25 protein-coding genes and 1 riboswitch are annotated in these 23,224 nt (G+C 44.7%); of the genes, 11 read left to right on the plus strand and 14 right to left on the minus strand.

All coding sequences use genetic code 11. The annotated features are described in order from the left end of the window. Window positions 1-2: 2 nt before the first annotated feature. Entirely contained in the window at window positions 3-1,715 is a 1,713-nt protein-coding gene (gene cydD, locus ABID56_RS07000; protein ID WP_354219910.1) for a thiol reductant ABC exporter subunit CydD, read from the plus strand. Beyond that, entirely contained in the window at window positions 1,712-3,400 is a 1,689-nt protein-coding gene (cydC, locus tag ABID56_RS07005; RefSeq protein ID WP_354219911.1) for a thiol reductant ABC exporter subunit CydC, read from the plus strand. The genes cydD and cydC overlap by 4 nt, the downstream gene beginning before the upstream one ends. A 184-nt stretch (window positions 3,401-3,584) precedes the next feature. Here the strand turns inward: cydC and cydS are convergent, their stop codons facing one another. From cydS to ABID56_RS07015, 3 genes are read right to left on the minus strand one after another with little or no spacing between them, the layout of a single operon-like run. Continuing rightward, the gene (gene cydS, locus ABID56_RS13000) at window positions 3,585-3,680 is read right to left on the minus strand and encodes a cytochrome bd oxidase small subunit CydS family protein (protein ID WP_377946557.1); all 96 of its coding nucleotides are present in this window, start codon (window positions 3,678-3,680) and stop codon (window positions 3,585-3,587) included. Window positions 3,681-3,694: 14 nt separating this feature from the next. Continuing rightward, a complete protein-coding gene (locus tag ABID56_RS07010) occupies window positions 3,695-4,708 on the minus strand; it encodes a cytochrome d ubiquinol oxidase subunit II (RefSeq protein ID WP_354219912.1) in 1,014 nt (337 codons plus the stop codon). After that, the gene (locus ABID56_RS07015) at window positions 4,705-6,045 is read right to left on the minus strand and encodes a cytochrome ubiquinol oxidase subunit I (RefSeq protein ID WP_354219913.1); all 1,341 of its coding nucleotides are present in this window, start codon (window positions 6,043-6,045) and stop codon (window positions 4,705-4,707) included. Before ABID56_RS07015 ends, ABID56_RS07010 begins: the two co-directional genes overlap by 4 nt. A gap of 309 nt (window positions 6,046-6,354) precedes the next feature. Here ABID56_RS07015 and ABID56_RS07020 point away from each other — a divergent pair, with 309 nt between their 5' ends. Next, a complete protein-coding gene (locus ABID56_RS07020) occupies window positions 6,355-7,236 on the plus strand; it encodes an SH3 domain-containing protein (protein ID WP_354219914.1) in 882 nt (293 codons plus the stop codon). A gap of 57 nt (window positions 7,237-7,293) precedes the next feature. Continuing rightward, window positions 7,294-7,677 carry a carbonic anhydrase gene (locus tag ABID56_RS07025; protein WP_354219915.1) on the plus strand — a complete coding sequence of 128 codons (384 nt, stop codon included), beginning with the start codon at window positions 7,294-7,296 and terminating at the stop codon, window positions 7,675-7,677. 200 nt (window positions 7,678-7,877) lie between these two features. Here the strand turns inward: ABID56_RS07025 and ABID56_RS07030 are convergent, their stop codons facing one another. The 8 genes from ABID56_RS07030 to ABID56_RS07065 all read right to left on the minus strand — a co-directional run bounded on the left by ABID56_RS07030 (window position 7,878) and on the right by ABID56_RS07065 (window position 14,963). Then, entirely contained in the window at window positions 7,878-8,123 is a 246-nt protein-coding gene (locus tag ABID56_RS07030) for a phage holin family protein (RefSeq protein ID WP_354219916.1), read from the minus strand. A 100-nt stretch (window positions 8,124-8,223) separates the two neighbouring features. After that, entirely contained in the window at window positions 8,224-9,354 is a 1,131-nt protein-coding gene (locus ABID56_RS07035; RefSeq protein ID WP_354219917.1) for a glycerate kinase, read from the minus strand. Window positions 9,355-9,515: 161 nt separating this feature from the next. Then, window positions 9,516-9,950 (minus strand): DUF3221 domain-containing protein, encoded by a 435-nt coding sequence (locus ABID56_RS07040; protein WP_354219918.1) that lies wholly within the window; start codon window positions 9,948-9,950, stop codon window positions 9,516-9,518. Window positions 9,951-10,042: 92 nt separating this feature from the next. After that, window positions 10,043-11,038: a zinc-binding dehydrogenase gene (locus tag ABID56_RS07045; protein ID WP_354219919.1), complete on the minus strand. Its 996-nt coding sequence runs from the start codon at window positions 11,036-11,038 to the stop codon at window positions 10,043-10,045. Further along, window positions 11,019-12,656: a zinc ribbon domain-containing protein gene (locus tag ABID56_RS07050; protein WP_354219920.1), complete on the minus strand. Its 1,638-nt coding sequence runs from the start codon at window positions 12,654-12,656 to the stop codon at window positions 11,019-11,021. Before ABID56_RS07050 ends, ABID56_RS07045 begins: the two co-directional genes overlap by 20 nt. Next, entirely contained in the window at window positions 12,653-13,030 is a 378-nt protein-coding gene (locus ABID56_RS07055; RefSeq protein ID WP_354219921.1) for a double zinc ribbon domain-containing protein, read from the minus strand. The genes ABID56_RS07050 and ABID56_RS07055 overlap by 4 nt, the downstream gene beginning before the upstream one ends. A gap of 69 nt (window positions 13,031-13,099) precedes the next feature. After that, window positions 13,100-13,249: a hypothetical protein gene (locus ABID56_RS07060; RefSeq protein ID WP_354219922.1), complete on the minus strand. Its 150-nt coding sequence runs from the start codon at window positions 13,247-13,249 to the stop codon at window positions 13,100-13,102. Window positions 13,250-13,370: 121 nt separating this feature from the next. Then, on the minus strand, window positions 13,371-14,963 hold the full coding sequence (locus ABID56_RS07065) for an acyl-CoA synthetase (protein WP_354220017.1): 1,593 nt from the start codon (window positions 14,961-14,963) through the stop codon (window positions 13,371-13,373). 304 nt (window positions 14,964-15,267) lie between these two features. After that, window positions 15,268-15,377, plus strand: a riboswitch (TPP riboswitch). 98 nt (window positions 15,378-15,475) lie between these two features. Between ABID56_RS07065 and ABID56_RS07070 the strand changes: the two genes are divergently transcribed. From ABID56_RS07070 to ABID56_RS07085, 4 genes are read left to right on the plus strand one after another with little or no spacing between them, the layout of a single operon-like run. Then, window positions 15,476-16,468: an ABC transporter substrate-binding protein gene (locus ABID56_RS07070; RefSeq protein ID WP_354219923.1), complete on the plus strand. Its 993-nt coding sequence runs from the start codon at window positions 15,476-15,478 to the stop codon at window positions 16,466-16,468. Window positions 16,469-16,471: 3 nt separating this feature from the next. Then, window positions 16,472-16,771: a thiamine-binding protein gene (locus ABID56_RS07075; RefSeq protein WP_354219924.1), complete on the plus strand. Its 300-nt coding sequence runs from the start codon at window positions 16,472-16,474 to the stop codon at window positions 16,769-16,771. After that, complete coding sequence (locus ABID56_RS07080) at window positions 16,764-17,543, plus strand: ABC transporter permease (RefSeq protein ID WP_354219925.1); 780 nt, start codon at window positions 16,764-16,766, stop codon at window positions 17,541-17,543. Before ABID56_RS07075 ends, ABID56_RS07080 begins: the two co-directional genes overlap by 8 nt. Continuing rightward, complete coding sequence (locus ABID56_RS07085) at window positions 17,530-18,270, plus strand: ABC transporter ATP-binding protein (RefSeq protein ID WP_354219926.1); 741 nt, start codon at window positions 17,530-17,532, stop codon at window positions 18,268-18,270. The genes ABID56_RS07080 and ABID56_RS07085 overlap by 14 nt, the downstream gene beginning before the upstream one ends. A gap of 207 nt (window positions 18,271-18,477) precedes the next feature. Here ABID56_RS07085 and ABID56_RS07090 read toward each other — a convergent pair whose 3' ends face one another. From ABID56_RS07090 to ABID56_RS07100, 3 genes are read right to left on the minus strand one after another with little or no spacing between them, the layout of a single operon-like run. Further along, complete coding sequence (locus ABID56_RS07090) at window positions 18,478-19,659, minus strand: acetyl-CoA C-acetyltransferase (RefSeq protein ID WP_354219927.1); 1,182 nt, start codon at window positions 19,657-19,659, stop codon at window positions 18,478-18,480. Window positions 19,660-19,677: 18 nt separating this feature from the next. Next, window positions 19,678-20,505, minus strand: coding sequence for an aldo/keto reductase (locus ABID56_RS07095; protein ID WP_354219928.1), 828 nt, complete (start codon window positions 20,503-20,505; stop codon window positions 19,678-19,680). A 12-nt stretch (window positions 20,506-20,517) separates the two neighbouring features. Then, entirely contained in the window at window positions 20,518-21,078 is a 561-nt protein-coding gene (locus ABID56_RS07100) for a phosphatidylglycerophosphatase A family protein (RefSeq protein ID WP_354219929.1), read from the minus strand. A 146-nt stretch (window positions 21,079-21,224) separates the two neighbouring features. On the opposite strand from ABID56_RS07100, the gene ABID56_RS07105 reads away from it, so the two are divergent. From ABID56_RS07105 to ABID56_RS07115, 3 genes are all read left to right on the plus strand, one after another. Next, entirely contained in the window at window positions 21,225-21,950 is a 726-nt protein-coding gene (locus ABID56_RS07105) for an alpha/beta hydrolase (protein WP_354219930.1), read from the plus strand. A gap of 112 nt (window positions 21,951-22,062) precedes the next feature. Continuing rightward, window positions 22,063-22,584: a 2'-5' RNA ligase family protein gene (locus tag ABID56_RS07110; RefSeq protein WP_354219931.1), complete on the plus strand. Its 522-nt coding sequence runs from the start codon at window positions 22,063-22,065 to the stop codon at window positions 22,582-22,584. Window positions 22,585-22,592: 8 nt separating this feature from the next. Beyond that, window positions 22,593-23,021: a GNAT family N-acetyltransferase gene (locus ABID56_RS07115; RefSeq protein ID WP_354219932.1), complete on the plus strand. Its 429-nt coding sequence runs from the start codon at window positions 22,593-22,595 to the stop codon at window positions 23,019-23,021. Window positions 23,022-23,224: the final 203 nt, after the last annotated feature.

A 23,224-nucleotide genomic window follows, 5' to 3' on the forward strand; every position in this document is an offset into this window, starting at 1 on the left:
CGATGTCATTATTAAAATCTTACTTATCCCGGCACTATATCATCCAGTTAGCCGGCGTCCATCTATTATTAGCGACGATGATCCTATTACAAGCTTACGTCATCGTCTCGATTATTGATTCGGTATTTTTGCAGGATGCTGGTTTTCTAGACGTCCTCGTCAGTTTAATCGGTTTGCTTGCGATTATATCGGCACGCGCTGTTTTGACCTTCACCTCAGGTCGAATCGGCATAACGTTAGCGAAAAAAGCTAAAACAAGTATGCGCTCGCACTTATTACAACATTATACGAATCAACCGATCGAACTGGCGGCACAAGGCCGATCAGGTGAAAAAATCGCCACGTTATTGAATACGGTCGATCAAACAGACGCCTATTACCGTGAGTATATACCGCAGATGGTCCGTGCTTCGGTTGTCCCACTTGCGATTTTGATCATGATGGCGATCTACAACTGGCCATCAGCGTTAATTGTGCTCATTACTGCGCCGTTCATTCCGATTTTCATGGCGATCATCGGGCTTAAAACACGCGACAAATCTGAAGAACAATTGAACGCGTTATCAAATTTTTCAGGTCAATTTCTCGACTCATTGCAAGGTTTAACAACATTATCTCTATTCGGGCGAGCCCAACAAGAACAAACGTTAATTGAAAAACGAAGTAATCAATTTCGTGATGCAACGTTAGGTGTTTTAAAAGTCGCATTTACGTCAGCTTTTATGATGGAGCTCATTTCGATGTTAAGTATTGGCTTGATCGCGTTAGAACTTGCGGTCGGCCTCATCATTTTTGATTCGATTGCGTTTACAACCGCATTTTTCATCTTGTTATTAGCTCCTGAATTTTATATCGCGTTAAAAGACTTAAGCAGCGCCTTTCACGCAGGACGAGAAAGCATAACAGCAGGCAAATCCATTGAGGCTGTATTAGACGAATCGAAACACCCTGTCGCATGGGGCCAGCAAACGATTGTGTCGGTTCCACCGCGAATGACACTGGATCACGTATCATTCGCTTATGATGACGTTGACATACTGAAAAATATATCTGCGACGATCGAAGCCGGCCAAAACATCGCAGTAGTTGGACCGAGTGGAGCCGGCAAAACAACATTGTTAAACGTCATCGCAGGACTACTGCCCATACAACATGGCCGAATTAACGTCAATTCACTCAAACAACACGAATTACGCGAAGACGTCTGGTTTCGCCAATTAAGCTATATTACACAGTCACCGTATATTTTTTCAGGATCGATTTACGACAATATTGCGATTAGTCAACCTGATGCACCAGTCGATGACGTTTATGATGCCGCTAAACGCGCTGGATTACAGTCGTTAATTGATTCACTCGACTCAGGGATTGAAACCGTTGTTGGCGACGGGGGCCGCGGGTTATCAGGTGGCGAAAAACAACGCCTTGCTTTAGCGCGCGCCTTTTTGAAACAACCATCGCTTATTTTATTCGATGAACCTACGACAGGACTAGACTTAAAAACTGAGCAACTGTTATCACAAGCCATCCATGACTTAAGTACGAATGCCACCGTCATAACTGTCGCGCACCGCATTCATACGATACAAGCGGCCGATCAAATCATCGTCTTAAATGACGGCGAGTTGATCGCATCCGGCACTGATGCGTCGTTAAAACATTCGAGCAGCGCATACCGCGCGTTACTCGGGATTGATGGAGGTGTTAACGCATGAATGGGTTACAAGCAGTCATAACGCAATTAATGAAAGAAAAGCGCGACGTCCTCATCTCGATTCTGTTTGGCTTTATCGCAGGCATTGCCGCAGTCGGCTTATTTTCAGCAAGCGGCTATTTGATCTCACAAGCCGCTTTAGGAGTCCCGATTTATGCGTTAACGATCGTCATCGCAACGGTTAAATTATTAGGGTTTACGAGAGCAGGGTCACGTTATGTTGAGCGACTCATCTCACACCGCGCGACGTTTTCGATGTTAAAGCATATTCGCGTCCACTTTTTTGACCGGTTACAGCAATTATCACCTGCGAGATTACAACGTCTGAAATCGGGTGACTTGCTGTCGCGAGCGGTTAATGACGTTGAATCGCTGCAGAATGTCTTTTTACGCGTCATCTATCCGCCGATTGTGCTCGTCTTGATCTTTTTCGCGACGATTTTGTTTACGGCCTATTTTTCCGTATGGATGGCGATATGGCTCATCATCGGTTTAAGCTTATCGCTCGTTATTCTCCCGGCGTTATTTGCTTGGCTACAAAGTGCAACAGATGAATCAACCGCCGAGCAAGCGAGCGCTCTGACAGCTGAGGCGACTGACATGTTATACGGTTATCAAGATTTAACGATTCATCAAAACATGCAAGCTCGTCAAGACGCTTTCGCCGATTTAAACGATGATTACGAAAACGCGATCGCTCGCAGTCGCGTGCGTGAACTCGTCCATCAGGTGCTTGATGGTTGGGTCGGGTTTGCGATGGCGTGGGGTGTGCTGGCAATCGGCAGTTATTTAAGTGCAGCGGGTCAGTTTGATGCGGTGTTGCTTGCGATGTTTATGTTGCTCACACTCACTGTGTTTGAAAACACATCACCGATGGCTGCCTTCCCGCAATATTTTCGCGACAACAAACAAGCAGCCGATCGTTTGTATACGTTAGATCAGCCAGACGAAGCAGGTGGCAACACGCTTCAAACACCTATCACTCATATTGATTTTGATCACGTCACATTTACGTATCCCGGCGAAGAGCGCGCCACGCTTCATAACGTGTCTTTGTCGGTTGAACCTGGATCAAAAACGGCGATTATTGGAGCAAGCGGATCCGGGAAAACGACAGTGCTACAATTATTGTTGAAACTCGAACACGTCGAGTCCGGATCGATTCAACTAAACGGTGAGTCGATTCACACTATTCAAGCTGATTCTATTTGGGACGTTTCGAACGTCGTGATGCAAGAAGACGCGTTTTTCCAAGGGACGATCCGTGATAATCTATTGTCTGATGCGAGTGACGAATCGCTAAATGAGGCGCTACGTTTAGCTGCACTCGATTCGTTTACATTAGACGATCCAGTTTATGAAAAAGGCGACAATTTATCAGGTGGCGAAAAACAACGGCTCGCCCTCGCACGCGTCTTTCTCCGTGACGCTTCATTGTGGTTACTCGATGAGCCGACATCATCGCTCGACCGCGTGACCGCTGAACGCGTCTTACATCACGTTTATGATCGAGCGCAAAACGACACGCTTATATTGGTCAGTCATGATTTAACTGGCTTAGACCAATTCGATCAGATCATTGTCATGGACCATGGCGAAGTCGTCGAAACCGGCGACTACGATAGTTTAATGGACAAGCAAGGTTACCTTTATCAATTAAAACAAATCGAAGCGGCCACGCTCTAACGCGTCGCCGCTTTTTTTGGCTTTACTTATCACTTTTGAAATAACTCATACTAGTTATTTCAAAACTCCACCTATTTATCAAATAAGTCACCTGATTTATCTCATAAATCAAGCGACTTATTTCAAAACCTAATGACCCAATAGAAAAAACTTGGCTGCGGCCAAGTTTTCTCTATTTAATCTATTAATTTTTCCCGCCAGGCAAAGCAATCCAAAACGCCATGCCAGTTGCTCCGATTAACACTAAAAACGGCGCGTACGTAATTAAAAAGTCTGTCATACAACTCACGCTCCTTATTTTTCACCTGAAACATACTTATCATCAAACAAGAATAGACGCATCAATAAATAGAGCGACGGCACGAGTAACAACAAACCTGCGACAAAGGCAATAATTAACGCGATCGCCATCGAATCGTTCGTCACACTATCAGACACCGTCAGATGTGGGTATAACAAGTACGGATACTTGGAAATACCATAAGCGAAAAACGCAAAGGCAAATTGACCGATCAATAACAGAAATGCCGTACCATAACGACGTTTTTGCCAAATTAACCAGACACTAATCGCAAAAAAGATAAACGAAATAGCGAACATCCACCATAAATTCATGAGCGAGTCAAAATGCTCCGGGTTGTGCGAGCGCAATTCATAAATAATGCCACTCGCTGTCACAATCGTCGGAAGCGCCCAAATAAGCGCATATTTTCTCAGTAATTGCGTCGCTTCCACATCACCAGCCCGGTTCGCATACCACGTCAGAAACACAGCGGAAATATACAACACGGCGATCACACTAAGGACAACGATACTCCACGTGAGCGGACTCGAAAAAAGCGCCCAATAATCAAGTTCAGGTCGGCCGTTGATCATATCAACAAATCCGCCTTCCGACACCGTAAGCACGACGGAAAATGATGCCGGTATGACGAGCCCTGTTGCACCGTACATAAACGCATAACCGCGATGGCCTTTCGTTCCATACGTTTCAAATGCATAATACGACCCACGGATTGCGAGCAATATAATCGAAATACTGACCGGCACTAATAAAATACTGCCATAATAATACGCCGATGACGGGAAAAACCCGACAATTCCGACGAAGAAAAAGACTAAAAAGACGTTCGTCACTTCCCAAACGGGTGACAAATACCGTTGAATAACTTTCGTTAAAATCCGATCTTTCCCCGTAATAATACTATAAGCGTTGAAGAACCCAGCGCCAAAATCGACAGAGGCAACGATCACGTAACCAAACAAGAATGTCCATAACACAGCCATTCCGATTATTTCATAACTCATGAACGGCCACCTCCTTGCTCGCCAAGCTCTGATTCAACAGGATTATCTTTGAAAATCTTATTCAATACAACCGCAACCCCGATACCTAAAATCAAATAAAGCGCGGCAAATGCGACAAACATATGCCCAACATAAGCACTTTGCGTCGCGGCTTCATCGACTGTCATCACACCGCGTAAAATCCACGGCTGACGGCCCAACTCAGCCATCCACCAACCCGCTTCAATCGCTAAAATCGACAGTGGGCCGCCTGCTAAGATCAGCCAACGCATCAGCTTCGATGACGCAACCGACCAACCACGCCACGAGGCAAACCAATAGATGAGCGACAAGCCGATCATAAACATGCCTATCGTAATCATCGTGTCAAAGAAGTAATGGACGAATAACGGCGGTCGTTCATCTTCAGGCGTTTCATTTAATCCTTCTACTTCTGAAAACGGATCATTATGGGCTAAAACACTGAGTGCATACGGTACCTCAATCGCATACTTCGGCTCTTGGTCATCACCCAGCACCCCGTATAACACAAGGGGCGCGCCTTCTTCTGTTTCGAAATGCCATTCAGCGGCAGCTAACTTCTCTGGCTGATGCTCGGCTAAATATTTACCCGAAAAATCACCGATAATCGCGGTCGCAACCGCAAAGACGAGACCAATTTTCATCGTTAAATGTAATGCTTTTTTATGGTACTCGTGATTCGAGCTACGCAACAATTTATACGCAGCGACAGCAGCTAACACAAATGCTGACGTCATAAAGGCTGTCGAAATGACGTGTGTTACTTTCGTCGGCGTCGCAGTGTTAAACATCGCCTCAATCGGGTTCACGCCTGTCATTTGCCCATCTATAATACTAAATCCTTCTGGCGAATTCATAAAACCGTTCACCGTTGTGATGAAAAACGCTGACATGGCCGCACCAATCGCAACAGGAACCAATAACAGTAAATGTTTCTTTTGATTTTCAAACCGGTCCCATGTGTATAAATAAATCCCGAGGAAAATGGCTTCAAAGAAAAACGCAAATACTTCCATAAAGAGCGGTAGCGCGATAACGTGACCTGCCAGTTGCATAAATTCAGGCCATAAAAGCGACAGTTGCAATCCAATCGCTGTACCTGTCACAACACCGACAGCGACTAAGACGACAAATCCGCGCGCCCACCGTCTCGCTAACATAATATAATGCAAATCATTTCGTTTAATGCCGACCCACTGCGCGATCATGATCATCAGTGGGACACCCACTCCCAACGTCGCAAATATAATGTGGAATGTTAACGTGAGTAGTGTTAACATCCGGCTTCCGAACACCGGATCTTCAAATAAAAGCATGACTCTCCCTCCTTAACAAGGGGCCTAATTTATAAATCACTTATAATCTTATTGTACCCGATTCAGCGACTATCAAAGCCATTATTTCGTGATAAATTTTTGGCGAGCGTGTGATGATTTTGTGAAATCCATCACATTTGACTTTTGACCTATTGTTTCGACAAAATAACATATCGTTCGACAATCGGAATCCACACCTTTTGACTATTTTTTGATTATCCGTGCTATTTTAATAGAATCATAGATTATTTTGTCTTATAATAACGATACACCATTCACATAATTCTTGCCAAATGAGGAGGCATTGCTGTGTTTCGAATATGGTTCAGCATAACCTTAATGACTGCGCTCTTAATCGGCGCCTTCACAGTCCCTACCAACTCCTCAGAAACGACAAAAGCATCGGGAGATCTCCACACAATCTCCAGCTATGACTTACAACATAAATCCTACATGACGATTATACCTAAACAGAATCGCGTTACTTTTGAAACTAAAGCCCACGAAGGCACATACGTCGCGACAACCGAGCTTAATTTACGGACAGGTCCAGCTACATCATTTGAAGCGAAAACGACGTTAACACCAAACGTTAGCGTCACCGCAAACGCGAAAGCCATAGTCGATGACAAGACGTGGTACCGTATCACACATCACGATAACGACTATTGGGCGTCAGCTGCTTATTTAACAACGCCGTCATTACAAAAGCAAAAATCACAACAGTCCCCATCAACTAAAACTCAATCCAGGACAGCAAATGAAACAACATTCAATCCTATGACCATTTATGTAAACGGCCAACAAATTCCTTATGAAAACGGCGGGCGAGCGAACGGTCAAGCGATCATTGACAGTCGTCAAGTTGCGTCCACATGGGGTGGTGCGGAAACATTTAGCGGAACAGATGGCTTAAACACGCACTTTATCGGACATAACCCCGGTGTGTTTAACGGTATTTGGCATGCGACATCGTTTATCATTACCGATCAAAACGGACATGCTTATCAATACGACGTGAACCGTGTCTATCAAGTAGATGAACATGCTATCGGCATGGAAAACGGCACCGATTATTGGGACCGGATCACGGGTACGTCAGGTGGTGAGCGCGTGATCTTTCAAGCGTGTACAACAGATGACAACACAATCAATTGGATTATTGAAGCTGATTTTGTTCAATCGATGTGACAGCCCAACCATTTCCCTATATAATAGAGATAGATATTTGAAATGAGGAGGATTTGTATGGCTGAAGGCACATTTGCAACAGCGATTAACTGCATGGACGGGCGTACGCAAGAGCCAGTCATTCAGTGGATGAAACAACAATATAACGTCGACTACGTGGATCAAATTAACGAAGCCGGCCCGAACAAAGCATTGCTTCAAGGTGATGCGAAAATGATCGAATCGATTAAACAAAAACTATCGATCTCAAATCAAGGACATGGCTCACAAGCACTTGCCATTGTCGGGCACCACGACTGCGCCGGTAACCCGGTCGACAAACCTGAAAAAGTTGAACAAATTAAACAAGGCGTCGCCCTCGTACGTAGCTGGGGATATGACATGGATATCGTCGGGTTGTACGTAAACGACGATTGGGAAGTCGAACATATTACCACCTAAAATAAAACGGAGCGGAAGCCACGACTTATGCAGTCTGGCTTCCGCTCCGTTTTTCCTTACCACTTGTCAGTTATTAAATAACTGCTCCAACTTATGAAATAACTACACCCATTTTTGAAATAAATCCACTAACTTTTAAAATAACTCAGCTAATTTATTTCAAAAATACCTTCTCTTTCTTTTAACGAGAGGCCTCTTGTTTATTGCCGGAACTGTTTCACGATTTGATGCCCAAACACGGCTGCACCTGTTACAAGGATTGCTTGAATGATTGATTCAACTGATAGCCCCATCATGACTGTCGTAAACACAACACTAATCGCTAATAACGTCACTGGAATAAAACGATTTGGCACGAGCGCCATTTGCTTAATCATTTTCCCTAAAATCCACAGCACAGGAATTAATATCAACGCTTGGTCCATCACGAAATTCAATAGATCCACCGTCCACCCTCCTCTTCTTGTCACCGTTTGTCCCATTCTATGATGGTTTTCTTTCTACCATCACTATATGAACCGAAAAAGAGGTCGAGACGGTGTGAGTCTAGCTTTGATTACTCAAATAAGATTTGAACGCATCAATTGTTTGATTAAACAATAATTGAGAAGCATTAGCCATCTGGTCGGCAATCGGCATCGATTCGTCCGTTGTCGAAAAAACATCCGTAAACAATTTCCGCAAATCACCATCCGGGTCATCGAGCGCTCCTGCCATCAATAAACACGGCGTATGATAATTTTGACACAACCTCGCAATATAACCAGGAGCTTTCCCGTAAAACGTTTGATCATCACTTTTCCCTTCACCTGTGATGACTAAATCGCCCGCCTGGATTGCTTCTTCTAATTTAACGGCATCAGCAATTAAATACGCGCCAGATTTAATGTCACCACCAATCACCATCAAAGCAAAACCGAGCCCACCAGCAGCCCCGGCACCAGGCCTGTAAACAAACGACTTTCCAATCTCGTTTTCGACAAGCTCACTATATAATTGCATCGCTTCATCCAATTGCTGAATCATCAATTCCGATGCCCCTTTTTGCGGACCAAACACATACGTCGCCCCTTTGACCCCTGTCAGTGGATTATCAACATCTGATGCGACTCGAATCGTACATGTATTCAATCGTTCATCAAGCCCACTTAAATCAACTGAAGATAAGCTCAACAAATCACGCCCATAAACGTCTAACACCATACCATATTCATCATAAAAACGAGCCCCTAAGGCATTCAGCATGCCAATGCCACCATCATTCACAATGCTTCCACCAAGACCGATTAAAATTTGCTCATAACCGTGATCAAGTACCTTAAGTAACAATTCACCCAAGCCATAAGACGTCGTCATCATTGGGTTTCGCTCCGACTCTGGCACTTGTTCCATTCCACAAACACTAGACGACTCAATCATCGCTTCACCCGTGATTCCGTTAATACCAACGACAGAAGTAATTGTATCTCCGAGCGGTCCTGTCACATCAAAGTATAATCGCCTCCCTTCAGTCGCATACACTAACGCATCAATCGTCCCTTCGCCACCATCAGCCATCGGGCGTTGCACACACTGAACCGTATCATCCAACGATCGAATCGCGTTCGCCATCACCTGACTTGCTTCCTCAGCAGTCAAACTTCCTTTAAATGAATCTGGTGCAATTGTTATTTTCATACATAAACCCTCCATTTTAACCATTTTTGACCATATTATAACACGATTCGACATCAGTTATTGAATAATTGCTTGAATTTTTGAAATAATTGACTTGGGTTTTCAAATAAATTAGCTCGTAAAAAATTAAACACGACGAGTTATCCCCGCCGTGTCTAGCTTTATTCGTCTATTACCTCTAAACGTTTCGCCACGCTTTGACCAGGAAATGACATCCCCACTGGTCCGTGTTCAATTGCGACGTGGTCACCTATCTCTAACGAATCAACAAGTTCATCATCTAAATCTTGTAGGTCAAAAAAGATCATCTGGCCAGCTTCTTCTGCTACCTCGTTAAACTCATCTGGTTTTAACTCGCGGCCGACATCATTCTCTGTCACAAGGATACGCCCATCTTCAAACAGACCTATGTAACCTTTAAAGGTCATGTCATTTTCCTTTTCATTGTCAACGTCTTGATTGGTGTCGCGTTCTTCTTCATCCTTCGACACACTGTCAGCATTCACACTGTTACCATCCGAATTATTGACCGTGCCACATGCTGCTAGACTTACCACAGTCATTAATCCCAACAGAATCAAACTCCATTTTTTCATGATGTTATACCTCCTTTATAGGATGAGACGCCATTATTTATCATTTGTGTCACTCAAAAAAATAAACGCCCGAGCCATTACTCGGACGTTCATCACACATCTATTCGAAATCCAATTTTGCCGAAGTTTTTCGATTCACGTAAATAACGAAACGCCTCATCAAACTGATCGAGCGAAAACATACGATCAATTTCAGGCTTAATGCCATTTTTCTCGACAAACGACAGCATCTCTCGCAATTCTTCAGCACTTCCCATCGTCGTCCCTAACAAATTGTATTGACCATAGAAAAACTGACGCAAATCGAACTCAACTGTATCTTCCGTCGTCGCACCAAACATGACGATCGTCCCGCCACGACGCACCGCTTCAACCGACTTTTGAAACGTCGCACGCCCAATACTTTCAACGACAACATCAATCGTTTCATCAGCTAATTCTGCATTCCAATCAGTCGTCGTCAACACACCACGATCCGCCCCGAGCGCCCGAGCTGTCTCTAACTTCGCTTCAGAACGAGACGTGACAATGACTCGCGCTCCGACTGCTTTGAGAAACTTAAGCGCATACGTGAGCACACCACTTCCGATGCCAGGAAGTAACACCGTATCGCCGGCTTTTACATTCGCGCGTGTAAACACAGCACGGTAAGCCGTTAAACCTGCAAGCGCAATAACCCCTGCTTCATCCCAAGACAATGACGCCGGTTTCGCTTCAACGTAACGCGCATCAACAACATAATGTGTCGCAAACGTACCATCCTCAGGTAAACCGACAATTTGAAAGCCTTCTGGTGGCGCGTCCGCATTATCCGTCCAACCAATACCTGGATTAATAATCACCTCATCACCGACTTGCCAACCCGTGACAGCCGATCCGACATCCGTAATCACACCAGCGCCATCTGACCCTAAGACGAGCGATGAAGCGCCATCCTCTCTGCGCCCAGTCACGGAAACATCACGCCGATTAAGTCCTGCCGTTTTTAAGGCTACCTTCACATCTGCCTCACCTACGCTTGGTTCAGAATGGTCGACTAATGCCAACCCGTCCAAACCCGATTTATCTTTATGAACGATTGCTTTCATATCGTTCATCTCCTTTCCATAATCGTTTAATCACAACGCCCATCATCACAAAGACGAAAACAAAACTAAACGTCACACCCACTGTCGTCAACCACTCAAACATCACAATTCTCACGTGCTCATTCTCATTATAAAACGTCATCATTTTATGGTTCATCACTTGAACGAACAAACTATTTAAAACGGTGAAAGTTAATGCGATCCCCACAGCTAACGACAATGTTACACGCCACGATGATGACTGTAGGCCGAAGCCGATTAACACACATAGTAAGATGAGCATTAAAAAACTGAACCAATACCACGGCCCTAAATCAACAATTGGCTCTAAAAATCGCTGAGCCTCTTCTTCCGACTGACTAAACTCACCGACCATCGACTCAACCGATTGATTAAACAAATGGAAACGATAACTGTCAACACCACCTTCTTGAACGATAAACGGATGCTGCAGCGTCAATGGATTCAACAAACCGATATTGATGAGTAACATCGACATCGCAACGACGACGATCCCAACCCCAAATATCGTATACGATTGCATCTCGACCATTAAAAAGGATTCGTCACCCATCGATAAACCGATAATGATAAGACCACCAATAACGAACAGTCCAACGATTAAAGCAAACCACCGACCACCGTGTTTAACCCCTTCAAGCCAATAAGGTAACGCCCGTTTTTCCTGCCATAACTGACCTAAGAAAAACATAACGCCTAGCAATAACATCAAACTGACAAACGATGAATCGACTGAAAAACTAAACGCCATTTCACCTACTCTTCGGGACTCTTCTTGATTCTCAAACGAGCCTGATGTTAGCGAAATTAAAACGATTAATGGCACGGCATACCAAGCGATAAAACTCACCGCGCTCATCGCCATCGATGTTAAACTGATAGACGACCGCATCCGACGATAGATCCAACCACTAACACCTGCTAGCACCATTAGTAATATCGTATAATGTGGCATCGCCACGGTCCCTGTTGTCTCCATTCTATCCTCAGTCGTTTCATCACTATGCGGTTGCGGAACATATGACAGACGACTTTGTTCGAAGTTAAGGCCGTGACTAATCAACACCTTTTCTCGCCACGTTAAAAACGAGTCGGAATCCATAATCGTCATACTATCGACGTTTTCTCTATTGACTAACGTTTCTTCACGTCGAAATTGCTGAAGATTCCCTTCAGCTTGTGCGGCGGTTTGTCCATATTCATACAATACGTTGTGTCCACTCGTCAGCACATTCGATTGGTCGTCCTCGTATGTAGGAACAAATTCACTGACTGCAATCATTATGGCAAACAACATAACTACAAACGGTAAAGTCATCAAAAGCGATTTTATTAACGCTCGTTTCGGTTCTTGTTGCCAACTTAATGCCGCCCGCTTCGCTGTAAATGTCGGTGTTCTAAACCGTGCGAACGACTCACCACACACATGGCAATATGAGCTGTCTCCTTCACGCCACGCACCACAATAATGACATGATTCACGCATCGAATCATCTACATAAGGCGGGTGTACAACTGGCTCGAGAGGGTGGCCATCGACGTGACAATAATTCGCATCAGACGGATTTTCTGCCCCGCACTGTCTGCAATAAATCACGATGAAACCTCCTCATGCCGCATTCCACACACGTGACAAAACGTCGCACCTACAAGCAAATACGTACCACAATTAATGCACGCGTCATCTTGATGATCTTGTTTTAAAAACGACAGCGTTTGACCACACGCATGACAATATGTATCTGATTCACCGACGACAGCCCCACACGTGCACGTTTTATGTAACTCGTCTTGCTCGCGTAAACGATGCAATAAATCGTCTATTTTTTGCAACCGCTTCGCATAATCTTCGAGCTCTTCGCTATACAATTGGCCTAATCGATATTGATGATAAATCGATGCTCCAAGTTCAGCAAGAAGCGTTGATTTATCAGCTTGCAACCGAGCCTTTTCTGTTGCTTGATCCGTCATTAGCCTTCCCCTTTATTCGTAGAAATCAATATTTTCTTAATTGTATCATAATTTATCCGAAAACAAATGCTATGACGATTTCTCGTGCTTCATATCTAGCAATAATCCGACAATTCCTCCTAATAGCACGTTCGTGATAATAAGTGGATTAACTTGCCCCGCAAAAACAAACGTCAACACACCGCCAATAAGCGCCATTAACCAAGTATTGTAACTCATAAACACACTCCATTATATCCATTTTTTCTATATTATAGCATATCCTCCTATATCACCGAATGCCTTCTCACCCTGCTAAGCCATTAAAAAGACCGGCATCGACGCCGGCCTTTTCACACCCTTATTGATTCGTCACCGATTCGTATTGATCACGCAACGCGCGTTTTAACACTTTTCCGCTCGGATTCTTCGGTAGTTGATCGGTGACCTCCACATATTTCGGGACTTTAAATTTAGTCAGCTTTTCAGCACAAAACTGCACGACGTCATCTTTAGACAACTCATAGCCTTCTTTCGGCACGACAATCGCTGTCACCGCTTCAATCCAATACGCATCAGGCAGACCGACCACCGCGACCTCTGACACACCCTCTAACTCATAAATCGCTTCTTCCACTTCCCGACTCGAAACATTAACGCCACCTGTATTAATCATATCCTTTTTGCGGTCCACAATCGTAATATACCCTTCGTCATCCATCATGCCTAAGTCCCCGCTATGGAACCAACCATTTTGGAACACTTCCGCCGTTTTATCCGGGTCATTTAAATATCCTTTCATCGCATGAGGTGTGCGATGAACAATTTCTCCAACTTCACCACGAGGCACTTCCTCGCCTTGATCATCGACGAGTTTCGTTTGCACATTTAATGACGGTTTCCCTGCCGAACCGAGTTTTCGCAATTGATCTTCTGGCTGGAGCGCTGTCGCAAGCGGGGCGACTTCTGTTTGTCCGTAAAAATTCCAAAACTTCGCATTTGGCAATCGTTCCGCTAATTCCTTTAATATTTCCCGGGGCATAATCGCTGCACCGTAATAACATTTTTCAAGCGTCGATAAATCCCGCTTATCAAAATCAGGATGACGCAAGAGGGCAATCCACACAGTCGGTGGTGCGAACAATTGCGTAGCCCCTTCACGCTCGATCGTTTCTAAAATTCCTTCAGGTGTAGCATTCGGTAAAATCACTCCACTCGCCCCTAAGTAAATGCTTGGCCCTAAAAATACGTGGAGTTGCGCACTATGGTACATCGGAAGCGCATGTACCATCACATCACGGCTTTCCATCTTACCATCGACGACACAACTGACGTACTCACTCACCAAACTTTTATGCGATAACATAACGCCTTTCGGTCGCGATTCTGTCCCACTCGTGTATAACACATGCGCTAAGTCTTCATCTGCTAAATCTTCATCCACGAGCGTCGTCGGCTGATCCGAACGCACCGCTTGAAGGGATTGCCAATCCGCCAGATCACTTGAAACCGCTTCGCCATCAGCTAAATCCATGACAAACTTAAAATGGATTGAATCTCGTTTCACCGCTTCTTCCAATACAGGCGCAAAATCGGTTGACGCCACCAGCCCCGTTGCTTGCGAATGTTCTAAAATATACGCCACATCATCGTGTGACAACATATAGTTGATTGGAATCATCACAGCTCCAAGTCGTGCGAGCGCAAATTTTAACACGACGAAATCGAGACTGTTTTTCGACATCACCGTAATCATATCGCCTTTCACCATGCCTTGCTCGCGAAACGCATGCGCTGTTTGATTCACTAAATCGTCCAACTCAGCATACGTAACACGCCGTCCTTCATACGCTAGCGCAAACTTGTCCGGCATCCGCTCGCGCGTCCGTAACAATAAGTCACCTAATGTGTTTCGTCTCGTACGTTCCAACATTTGATTCAAATCGTTCGACATCACGTGAAACACTCCCCCAAATTTGTTCTGATGACTTACAAATCTGAAAATTCTAATTATTATTATAAAATAGTATATGGCCCAATTCAAGTGAAGATGCTTTTTCGGAAAATCGCCGAAAAATCCCGAGATTTCGCCGTATATTTTCGTAAAATCGCCGTATAATCTGAAAAAATCGCCGTATCCCTCCTGAAAATCGCCGTATCAATCGGTCGTGCGGATCACGTGATAAACAAATACGAAGTAATCGTTGCAATTGTTACAAGATTGTGGCACACTGAAATGGAATAAAAATCAAAATAGACATAAGTTGTAGGGGGACCAGTGTTGCTGGTTGAGATTGTATCCGTAAGATACTGACTCTTAGAACCTGAACTGGCTAAGACCAGCGTAGGGAACACATCGACTCGACGTAATTAATCAACGTTTGTGTGCCCTAGGCGAACTATTCCTAGGGCTTTTTTAATACCTCCAACTTATGGCTAAACACAATTTGGGGAGGTTTTTCTAAGATGAAAAAATGGATTTTGATCATGGTAGTAAGTTTGTTACTCGTCGCATGCGGCGGGGAAAGTGAAGACAACACAGAAAACAGTGACAACGAAAGCGTGAAAGTCGTCCTCGATTGGACGCCTAACACAAATCATACTGGCCTATATGTCGCACAAGCGGAAGGGTATTTTGAAGAACACGGTTTAAATGTTGAGATAATGCTTCCAGGTGAATCGTCAGCCGATCAGCTCATCGCATCAGGCCAGGCCGATTTTGGGGTCAGTTTTCAAGAAAGCATTACGGAAGCACGCGCCCAAGACGTGCCGGTCGTTTCCATCGCAGCGGTCATTCAGCACAATACATCAGGTTTCGCTTCTTTAGAAGAAAAAGGCATAACATCTCCTGAAGATTTTGAAGGTAAAACGTACGGCGGATGGGGTGCCCCACTCGAAAAAGCGGTCATTTCATCTGTGATGCAACAGGAAAATGCCGACGTTGAAAAAGTCGATATCGTCAATATGGGAGACACAGACTTTTTTACAGCCGTTGAGCGCCAAGACATCGATTTCGGCTGGATTTATTACGGTTGGGATGGCATTGAAGCTGAACTTCGTGGCACTGATCTGAACATGATTTATTTAACTGAATATAGTGACAAACTAGATTACTACACACCAGTACTCGCGACAAACGAAACGATGATTGATGAACAACCTGAAGTCGTCGAAAGCTTCGTCGCAGCAGCGTCAGAAGGCTATCAATTTGCGATCGACAACCCTGAACAAGCAGCGGATATATTAATCGAAGCCGAACCTGATTTAGACGAAGAACTCGTGCGCGAAAGCCAAAAATGGTTATCGCCGCGCTATCAAGATGACGCACCACAATGGGGTCATCAAAAACTGGACGTCTGGGAAAATTACGCCGAATGGATGAACGAACACGACCTTCTTGAAGGCGAATTTGACGCAGAATCAGCCTTTACGAACGACTTTTTACCCAAGGAGGAGTAACACATGGCTAATACATTATTAAGCATTCAAGTCATCCCGAAAACACCCGGGCCAAACGACGACGTCATTCCATACGTCGATGAAGCGATTCACGTCATCGCTTCATCGGGCGTCAAATACGAAGTCGGGCCGCTTGAGACGACGATGGAAGGCGAACTGTCTGAATTACTTGCCATTGTCGAACAAATTAACCGAAAAATGATCGACATCGGCTGTCCGAACGTGATCGCCCAGGTGAAAATTGCGCATTATCCAGAAGGGGCGTCAATGGATGCGTTAACGGAGAAGCATCGCGATGCGTAACCTAATCATACAAGGGTGGCGGCCGGCGCTCGTTTTAATTGTTTTATTCGCCGGTTGGGAATTAAGTACGGTCGTGTTTAACATCGAAAAGTGGTTTTTACCCCCACCGAGCGATATTATCACAGTCGGCGTCACCGAATGGACCGATTATAACCAGCACGTATTCGCGACGTTAAAACTGATCGTGATCGGTTTCGTGATCGGAAGTGCAAGCGGTGTCGGCATTGCAATCGCACTTCATTTAGTGCCGTTTTTACGCCAATCGATGTATCCGCTTATTATTTTATCGCAAAACATTCCAATCATCGTCTTGGCTCCACTTCTCGTCGGCTGGTTCGGTTTCGGCATGTTCCCTAAATTAATCGTGATCACACTTGTGTGCTTTTTCCCGATTGCGATTTCATTATTAAGTGGCTTCCAGCAAGCTGACCGCGATCTAAGCCATTACATGCAAATGGCTGGCGCGACCAAACGGCAAATCTTTCGTAAATTAGAGTGGCCAAATGCGTTGCCGTCTTTATTTTCTGGTTTGAAAATTTCGGCCACATACAGCGTGATGGGGGCTGTCATCTCTGAATGGTTAGGCGCCAACAACGGACTCGGTGTCTATATGACGCTTGCTTCGTCCTCATTCCGACCCGACCGTATCTTCGTCGCGATTTTCATCATCGTCGCGATTAGTTTATTATTCTTTTTACTCATCGTCTGGCTCGAAAAGCGCGTCATCCACTGGCAAACAGCAGAAAAGAGGGATTCCCATGACACACCTTGATGTAAAACACATTCAGCAATCATTCGGCGATCAACACGTTTTAGACGATATCCAATTTTCAGTGGATGAAGGCGAATTCGTCTCGATTTTAGGTCCATCAGGTAGCGGTAAGAGTACGTTGTTTCGCTTGATCGGTGGAATTGAAACGCCAACATCAGGCGATATTCACTTAAACGGTCGTAGTATTACGGGGAAACCTGGCTCGGTTAGCTACACCCCACAATCGCCATCGCTCTTTCCGTGGCGTACTGTGCTCGAGAATGTCTTACTCGGACAAGAAATCCAAGGGGAAAAAGATTATGACAAAGCCTTAGATATGATTGAGCGTGCCGGATTAGCATCGTACGAACATGCCTATCCGCATGAATTGTCAGGTGGGATGAAACAACGCGCGTCATTTATTCGAAGCATTTTAAGTCCTCAATCGCTCATCCTACTCGACGAACCGTTTTCAGCACTCGACGAATTCACCCGCATCGACATGCAACAATGGTTGTTATCAATGTGGGAAAACCATAAACGCACGATCGTGTTCGTCACGCACAATATCGAAGAAGCGATGTTTTTATCCGACCGCGTGATCATCTTGTCGCACCGCCCAGCGACGATCCAAAGCACGTTCGATATCCCGTTCTCAAGGCCAAGGCATGAAGATTTATTATTGTCACAAGACTTCTTAACATTAAAAAAAGATATCTATCACGACATGAGGCAGTCGCATACGTAATGCGGGTGCTTTTTAATTAGGATGAGGCGAGGTTCTCCGTATTGAAGCAAGATTTCGCCGAATAATTCCGCTATTTCGCCGTATCATTCAAAAATTCCGCCGTATCATCACAAAAAATCGCCGTATCACCGCCATATTTCGCCGTATCCGCCTCATCAAAACGAAAAAATCCGCACCTAAGTGCGGATTTTCCCTCTTCTCTTGATTCTATTGATTTTCAATCACCATCGCGATGCCTTGTCCACCACCGATACATAAACTAACAACGGCATATTGGCCGCCGCGTCGCTTTAATTCATACGCCGCAGTTAGCAACACGCGCGTTCCACTCACGCCAACGGGATGACCTAATGCAATCGCACCTCCGTTCACATTCGTTTTCGCACGGTCTAAACCTAACGCTTCTTCAACGGCTAAATACTGTGCGGCAAACGCTTCGTTCACTTCGACGAGATCCATATCATCCAGCGTTAACCCCGCTTTTTCAAGGGCGCCATTAATCGCTGGCACAGGGCCAATCCCCATAATAGTCGGATCAACTCCCGCGACATGCCACGCCTTCACTTCCGCAATCGGCGCTAAATCATGGTCACGCACCGCATCTTCTCCAGCAACGACGACGCTCGCTGCTCCATCATTAATACCCGATGAGTTCGCTGCTGTGACCGTACCATCTTGCTTGAACACCGGTTTTAATCCAGCAAGAACATCCGCCGATGAGTCAGGTTTAATATGTTCATCTTTCGCGACTTCTATCTCACCTTTACGCGTCTGTAACGTCACGGGCGCAATCTCTTCTGCTAAATAGCCTTGCGAGACCGCATTCGCCGCGCGCTTATGCGACTCGACCGCATACGCATCTTGCGCTTCACGCGAAATATCATATTGCTCAGATAATTTTTCAGCCGTCATGCCCATGCCATTGCCTGTATACTCATCCGTGAGCGTAGCCGATAACATGTCGGTAAACGTTAAATCACCCATTTTTACGCCTTTAAACCGTTGTTTAAAATTAGATAGCGGCGACTGCGACATATTTTCGGCGCCACCAGCTAACACAACGTCTGATTCTTGTAAGGCAATTTGTTGCGCGGCCGAAACAACAGATTGTAGTCCAGAGCCACACAACCGATTCAACGTAAGCGCCGGCACCCGTTCAGGAATGCCCGATTTAAGCCCTATATGCCGTGCTAAATAGGCCGCATTCTTGCCTGTATGAATCACGTTGCCATAAATGACATGATCAACGATATCTGCTGACACATTCGCACGTTCAAGCGCCGCTTCAGCCGTTACGACACCTAAATCAACCGCATTCGTATCAACAAATGATCCACCAAATGCCGTAAACGGTGTACGCGCGCCATCGAGAATATAAATTGATTTCATTACGTGCATCACCCTTTCTTATCCGAATTGATCTGGATCTGGACCGACACGTTCATCACGGTTCAACGCCTTAATCGCCGCGAGATCGTCTTGGTCTAATTGAAAATCAAAAATATCGCTATTCTCAATAATGCGATGCTCTTTCACGGATTTTGGAATCGTGACGACATTCATATCGACATCCCAACGCAAAATGATTTGCGCCGGTTTTTTGCCGTGCTTATCAGCAATTTTTTTGATCGTCTCATCCTCTAACAATTGCCCTTGCTTAAGCGGTGACCACGCTTCAAGTTGGATATTTTCCTGCTCACAAAATGCCTTTACATCTTGTTGTTGTAAATGCGGATGATATTCCACTTGGTTTACGACTGGCTTCACATTCGCCCCCGCCATTAAATGCTCTAAATGACGCTGTTTAAAATTACTAACCCCGATCGAGCGAATGAGCCCTTCATCGACGAGGCGCTCCATCGCTTTCCACGTGTCACGGTAATAATCTTTCACTGGCCAGTGCACGAGATATAAATCTAAGTACTCTAACCCTAAACGATTCATGCTCGCTTCGAATGCGCGCAACGTATTATCGTAGCCTTGTTCTTCATTCCACACTTTCGTCGTCACGAACAACTCGTCACGACTAACACCACTATCTTTAATCCCTTGGCCGACGCCAACTTCATTATCATAAAACGACGCCGTATCAATGAGACGATACCCGTTTTCGATCGCTTTTTGCACACTAAAACGTGCCTCATCGTCTTCCCATACTTTAAACACACCAAGCCCAAAGCCTGGCATTTCCACACCATTATTTAATGTCTTCGTATCTTGTAATGACTTAACCATGAAATATCCTCCTTAAAACCGCTCTTCTTGGTCTCGTTTTTCGATTTCATCTTCTGTTAACCCATCGACCGAATCGCGCAAACGGTGAGCAATTCGACTCGACGCATTCGCCGCAATACTCCCGACCATATCATCTAAAAACGTGTGACATTGACCACCGACTTTACTATCAAGGTCCTTAATGACACCGATTTTTTCTTTGTCTAAATGACCAAACGTCGTCACGGAAATACTGCCGTAACCGAGCGCGGCACCGAATGCAATCGTTTCATCGACACCAAACAGCCCTTCATCTTGTGCGATAAGCGACTGTAACGGTTCCGATAACTGCTCTTGTTCGGCAAGTTTATCGAGCTCAACCCCGACTAATAACGCATGCTGGATCTCTCGCTTTTCCAACACACGATTCACACTGTCGACGCAATACTCAAAAGAAAGCGTCGGATTATAAGGTTTTTGCATTTGATAGACAATTTCTGCAATACTATGGATAGTGACCCCGCGATTTTCTAGCGCTTCTCGCGCGGCTTGTTCAATTTGATCACTTGGAATATGACTGGAATGTGCTGCCATAATTGTTAACCTCCTTTACTTTATTATATCAGAACCAAGGATTTGGACAAATCAAAAAAGTTCGCGAATTTAGATGATTATGGTAAAATATAGACTATACAGCATCATCACATAAACCAACACACAATAGACTGGAGGACATCATAATGGGTAGAGACGGTTCTATGGTCGAACGCGTTATCGAAAGCGAGTACATGAATGAAACGTTTACGATTAACATTTACCGACCTGAAAATTATTCCCCCTTATATAAATATCATTTATGCATCGTGCAAGACGGTGATGATTATTATCAGCTTGGACGCCTAGCACGCGTTAGCGATAAACTGCACGGAGAAGGCAAAATCGAAAACACGATTTTCTGTGGCATCCACTACCAAGACCGTGATGATCGTTGGCACAAATATCACCCTGATAGCGATATGCAGGAGAATTACATGAAGTTTTTGCGCTTTGAAGTCGTGCCCGTTTTAGACAAAGAATTGCCGAGTTATCACGTCAAATCGTGCCGCGTCTTAATGGGCGACTCACTCGGAGGTACAGTTTCCCTCATGACGGCGCTAAAATATCCGAACACATTCGGTAAAGTGATCATGCAGTCACCCTATACCGATGAGCGTGTGGAATCGTTAGTGAAAGAAAGTGACGAAATTGATACGATGTCGATCTATCATACAATCGGCCTTGATGAAGAAGAGGTAGAGACAACTTACGGGGATATCGAAGACTTCTTAAATCCGAATCGCAGTTTACAACAACTATTAACGGAGAGCGTTTCAGATTATACGTACAAAGAATTAGAAGGCAAACATACGTGGAAACAGTGGCAAAAAGACTTGCCGAACGCCCTTGAACATATTTTCGGAAAATAAGCACAATCTAGGGGCGATTTTTTTACCCGTTTTCTGTTATAATATAAAATACAGTTAAAAAATTCATTTGACGGAGTTTTAAACGAGATTATTTATTTGGAGGGATTTAATCATGACACCAGTTACTTATGGTATAGCCATTTTTCCATCGAAAGAAATACAAGACGAAGCAAACTCCTACCGAAAGCGTTACGATCCACGCTATTCGTTAGTACCACCGCATATTACATTAAAAGAACGCTTTGAAGCATCAGCCGATGACATTAAAGAAATCGAACAAGCGTGTAGTGAATTAGCAAAAAATCTTGATCCGTTCGATATTCATATTGGACGTGTCAGCTCGTTCAGCCCGACGACACATACGATTTATTTACGGGTCGATGACCATGAGAAATTAACCTATCTAAATGAAAAAATGCATGAAGAACCATTCCCTGATAATAGAGAATTCAAATTCGTGCCACACATTACGATTAGTCAGGAATTATCTGAAGAAGAACACTCAGATGTTTACGGAAGCTTGCGCCTACTATCGTTCGACTTACACGATACAGTCGACCGCTTCCAGCTCCTTTATCAATTAGAAGATGGTTCATGGACTGTTCATGAAACATTTAAGCTTGGCGAGGGGTAATACAGACGATGTTGAACGTAAAACCGATTGAAACGATAAGACAAAAAGACGAAGCATTCGATATTCGCAAAATCGTCTTTGTAGAAGAACAAAACGTCCCTTTTGAAGAAGAAATGGACGAACATGATGACCATGCGATCCATTTCGTCGGATATAGCCTCGAACGCCGTCCAATTGCGGCAAGTCGCCTTCGTTTTACCGATGAATACGGCAAACTCGAGCGCATCGCCGTGCTAAAAGAAGAACGTGGCAACGGCTACGGACGCGACATCATTTTAGCGATGGAAGAGGTTATTCGTGATAAAGGCTATCCGAAAGCAAAACTCAACGCGCAAACGTACGCGATCAAGTTTTACGAAAAGCTTGGTTACGAAATCATTTCCGACGAATTCATGGACGCAGGCATCCCGCATGTGACGATGGTGAAAGATTTATAGAGAATGGAAAAGCTGGCACAACGCCAGCTTTTTTATTGCTTTCAACTTGACTAATCCCCTTATAGCGATTGCGTCTATCCTTTCCTCCACTCCAACCTACAATTAAATCAACCAATGATACATCAACCAGCCGATTAACAACGCAATGCCTACCACCACTAACCCGAGCGTCATTTTCCCTTGCACGTTAACTCATCCTTTCA

Origin of the sequence: Alkalibacillus flavidus (assembly GCF_040545925.1) — a bacterium.
GTDB classification, from domain to species: domain Bacteria; phylum Bacillota; class Bacilli; order Bacillales; family Alkalibacillaceae; genus Alkalibacillus; species Alkalibacillus flavidus.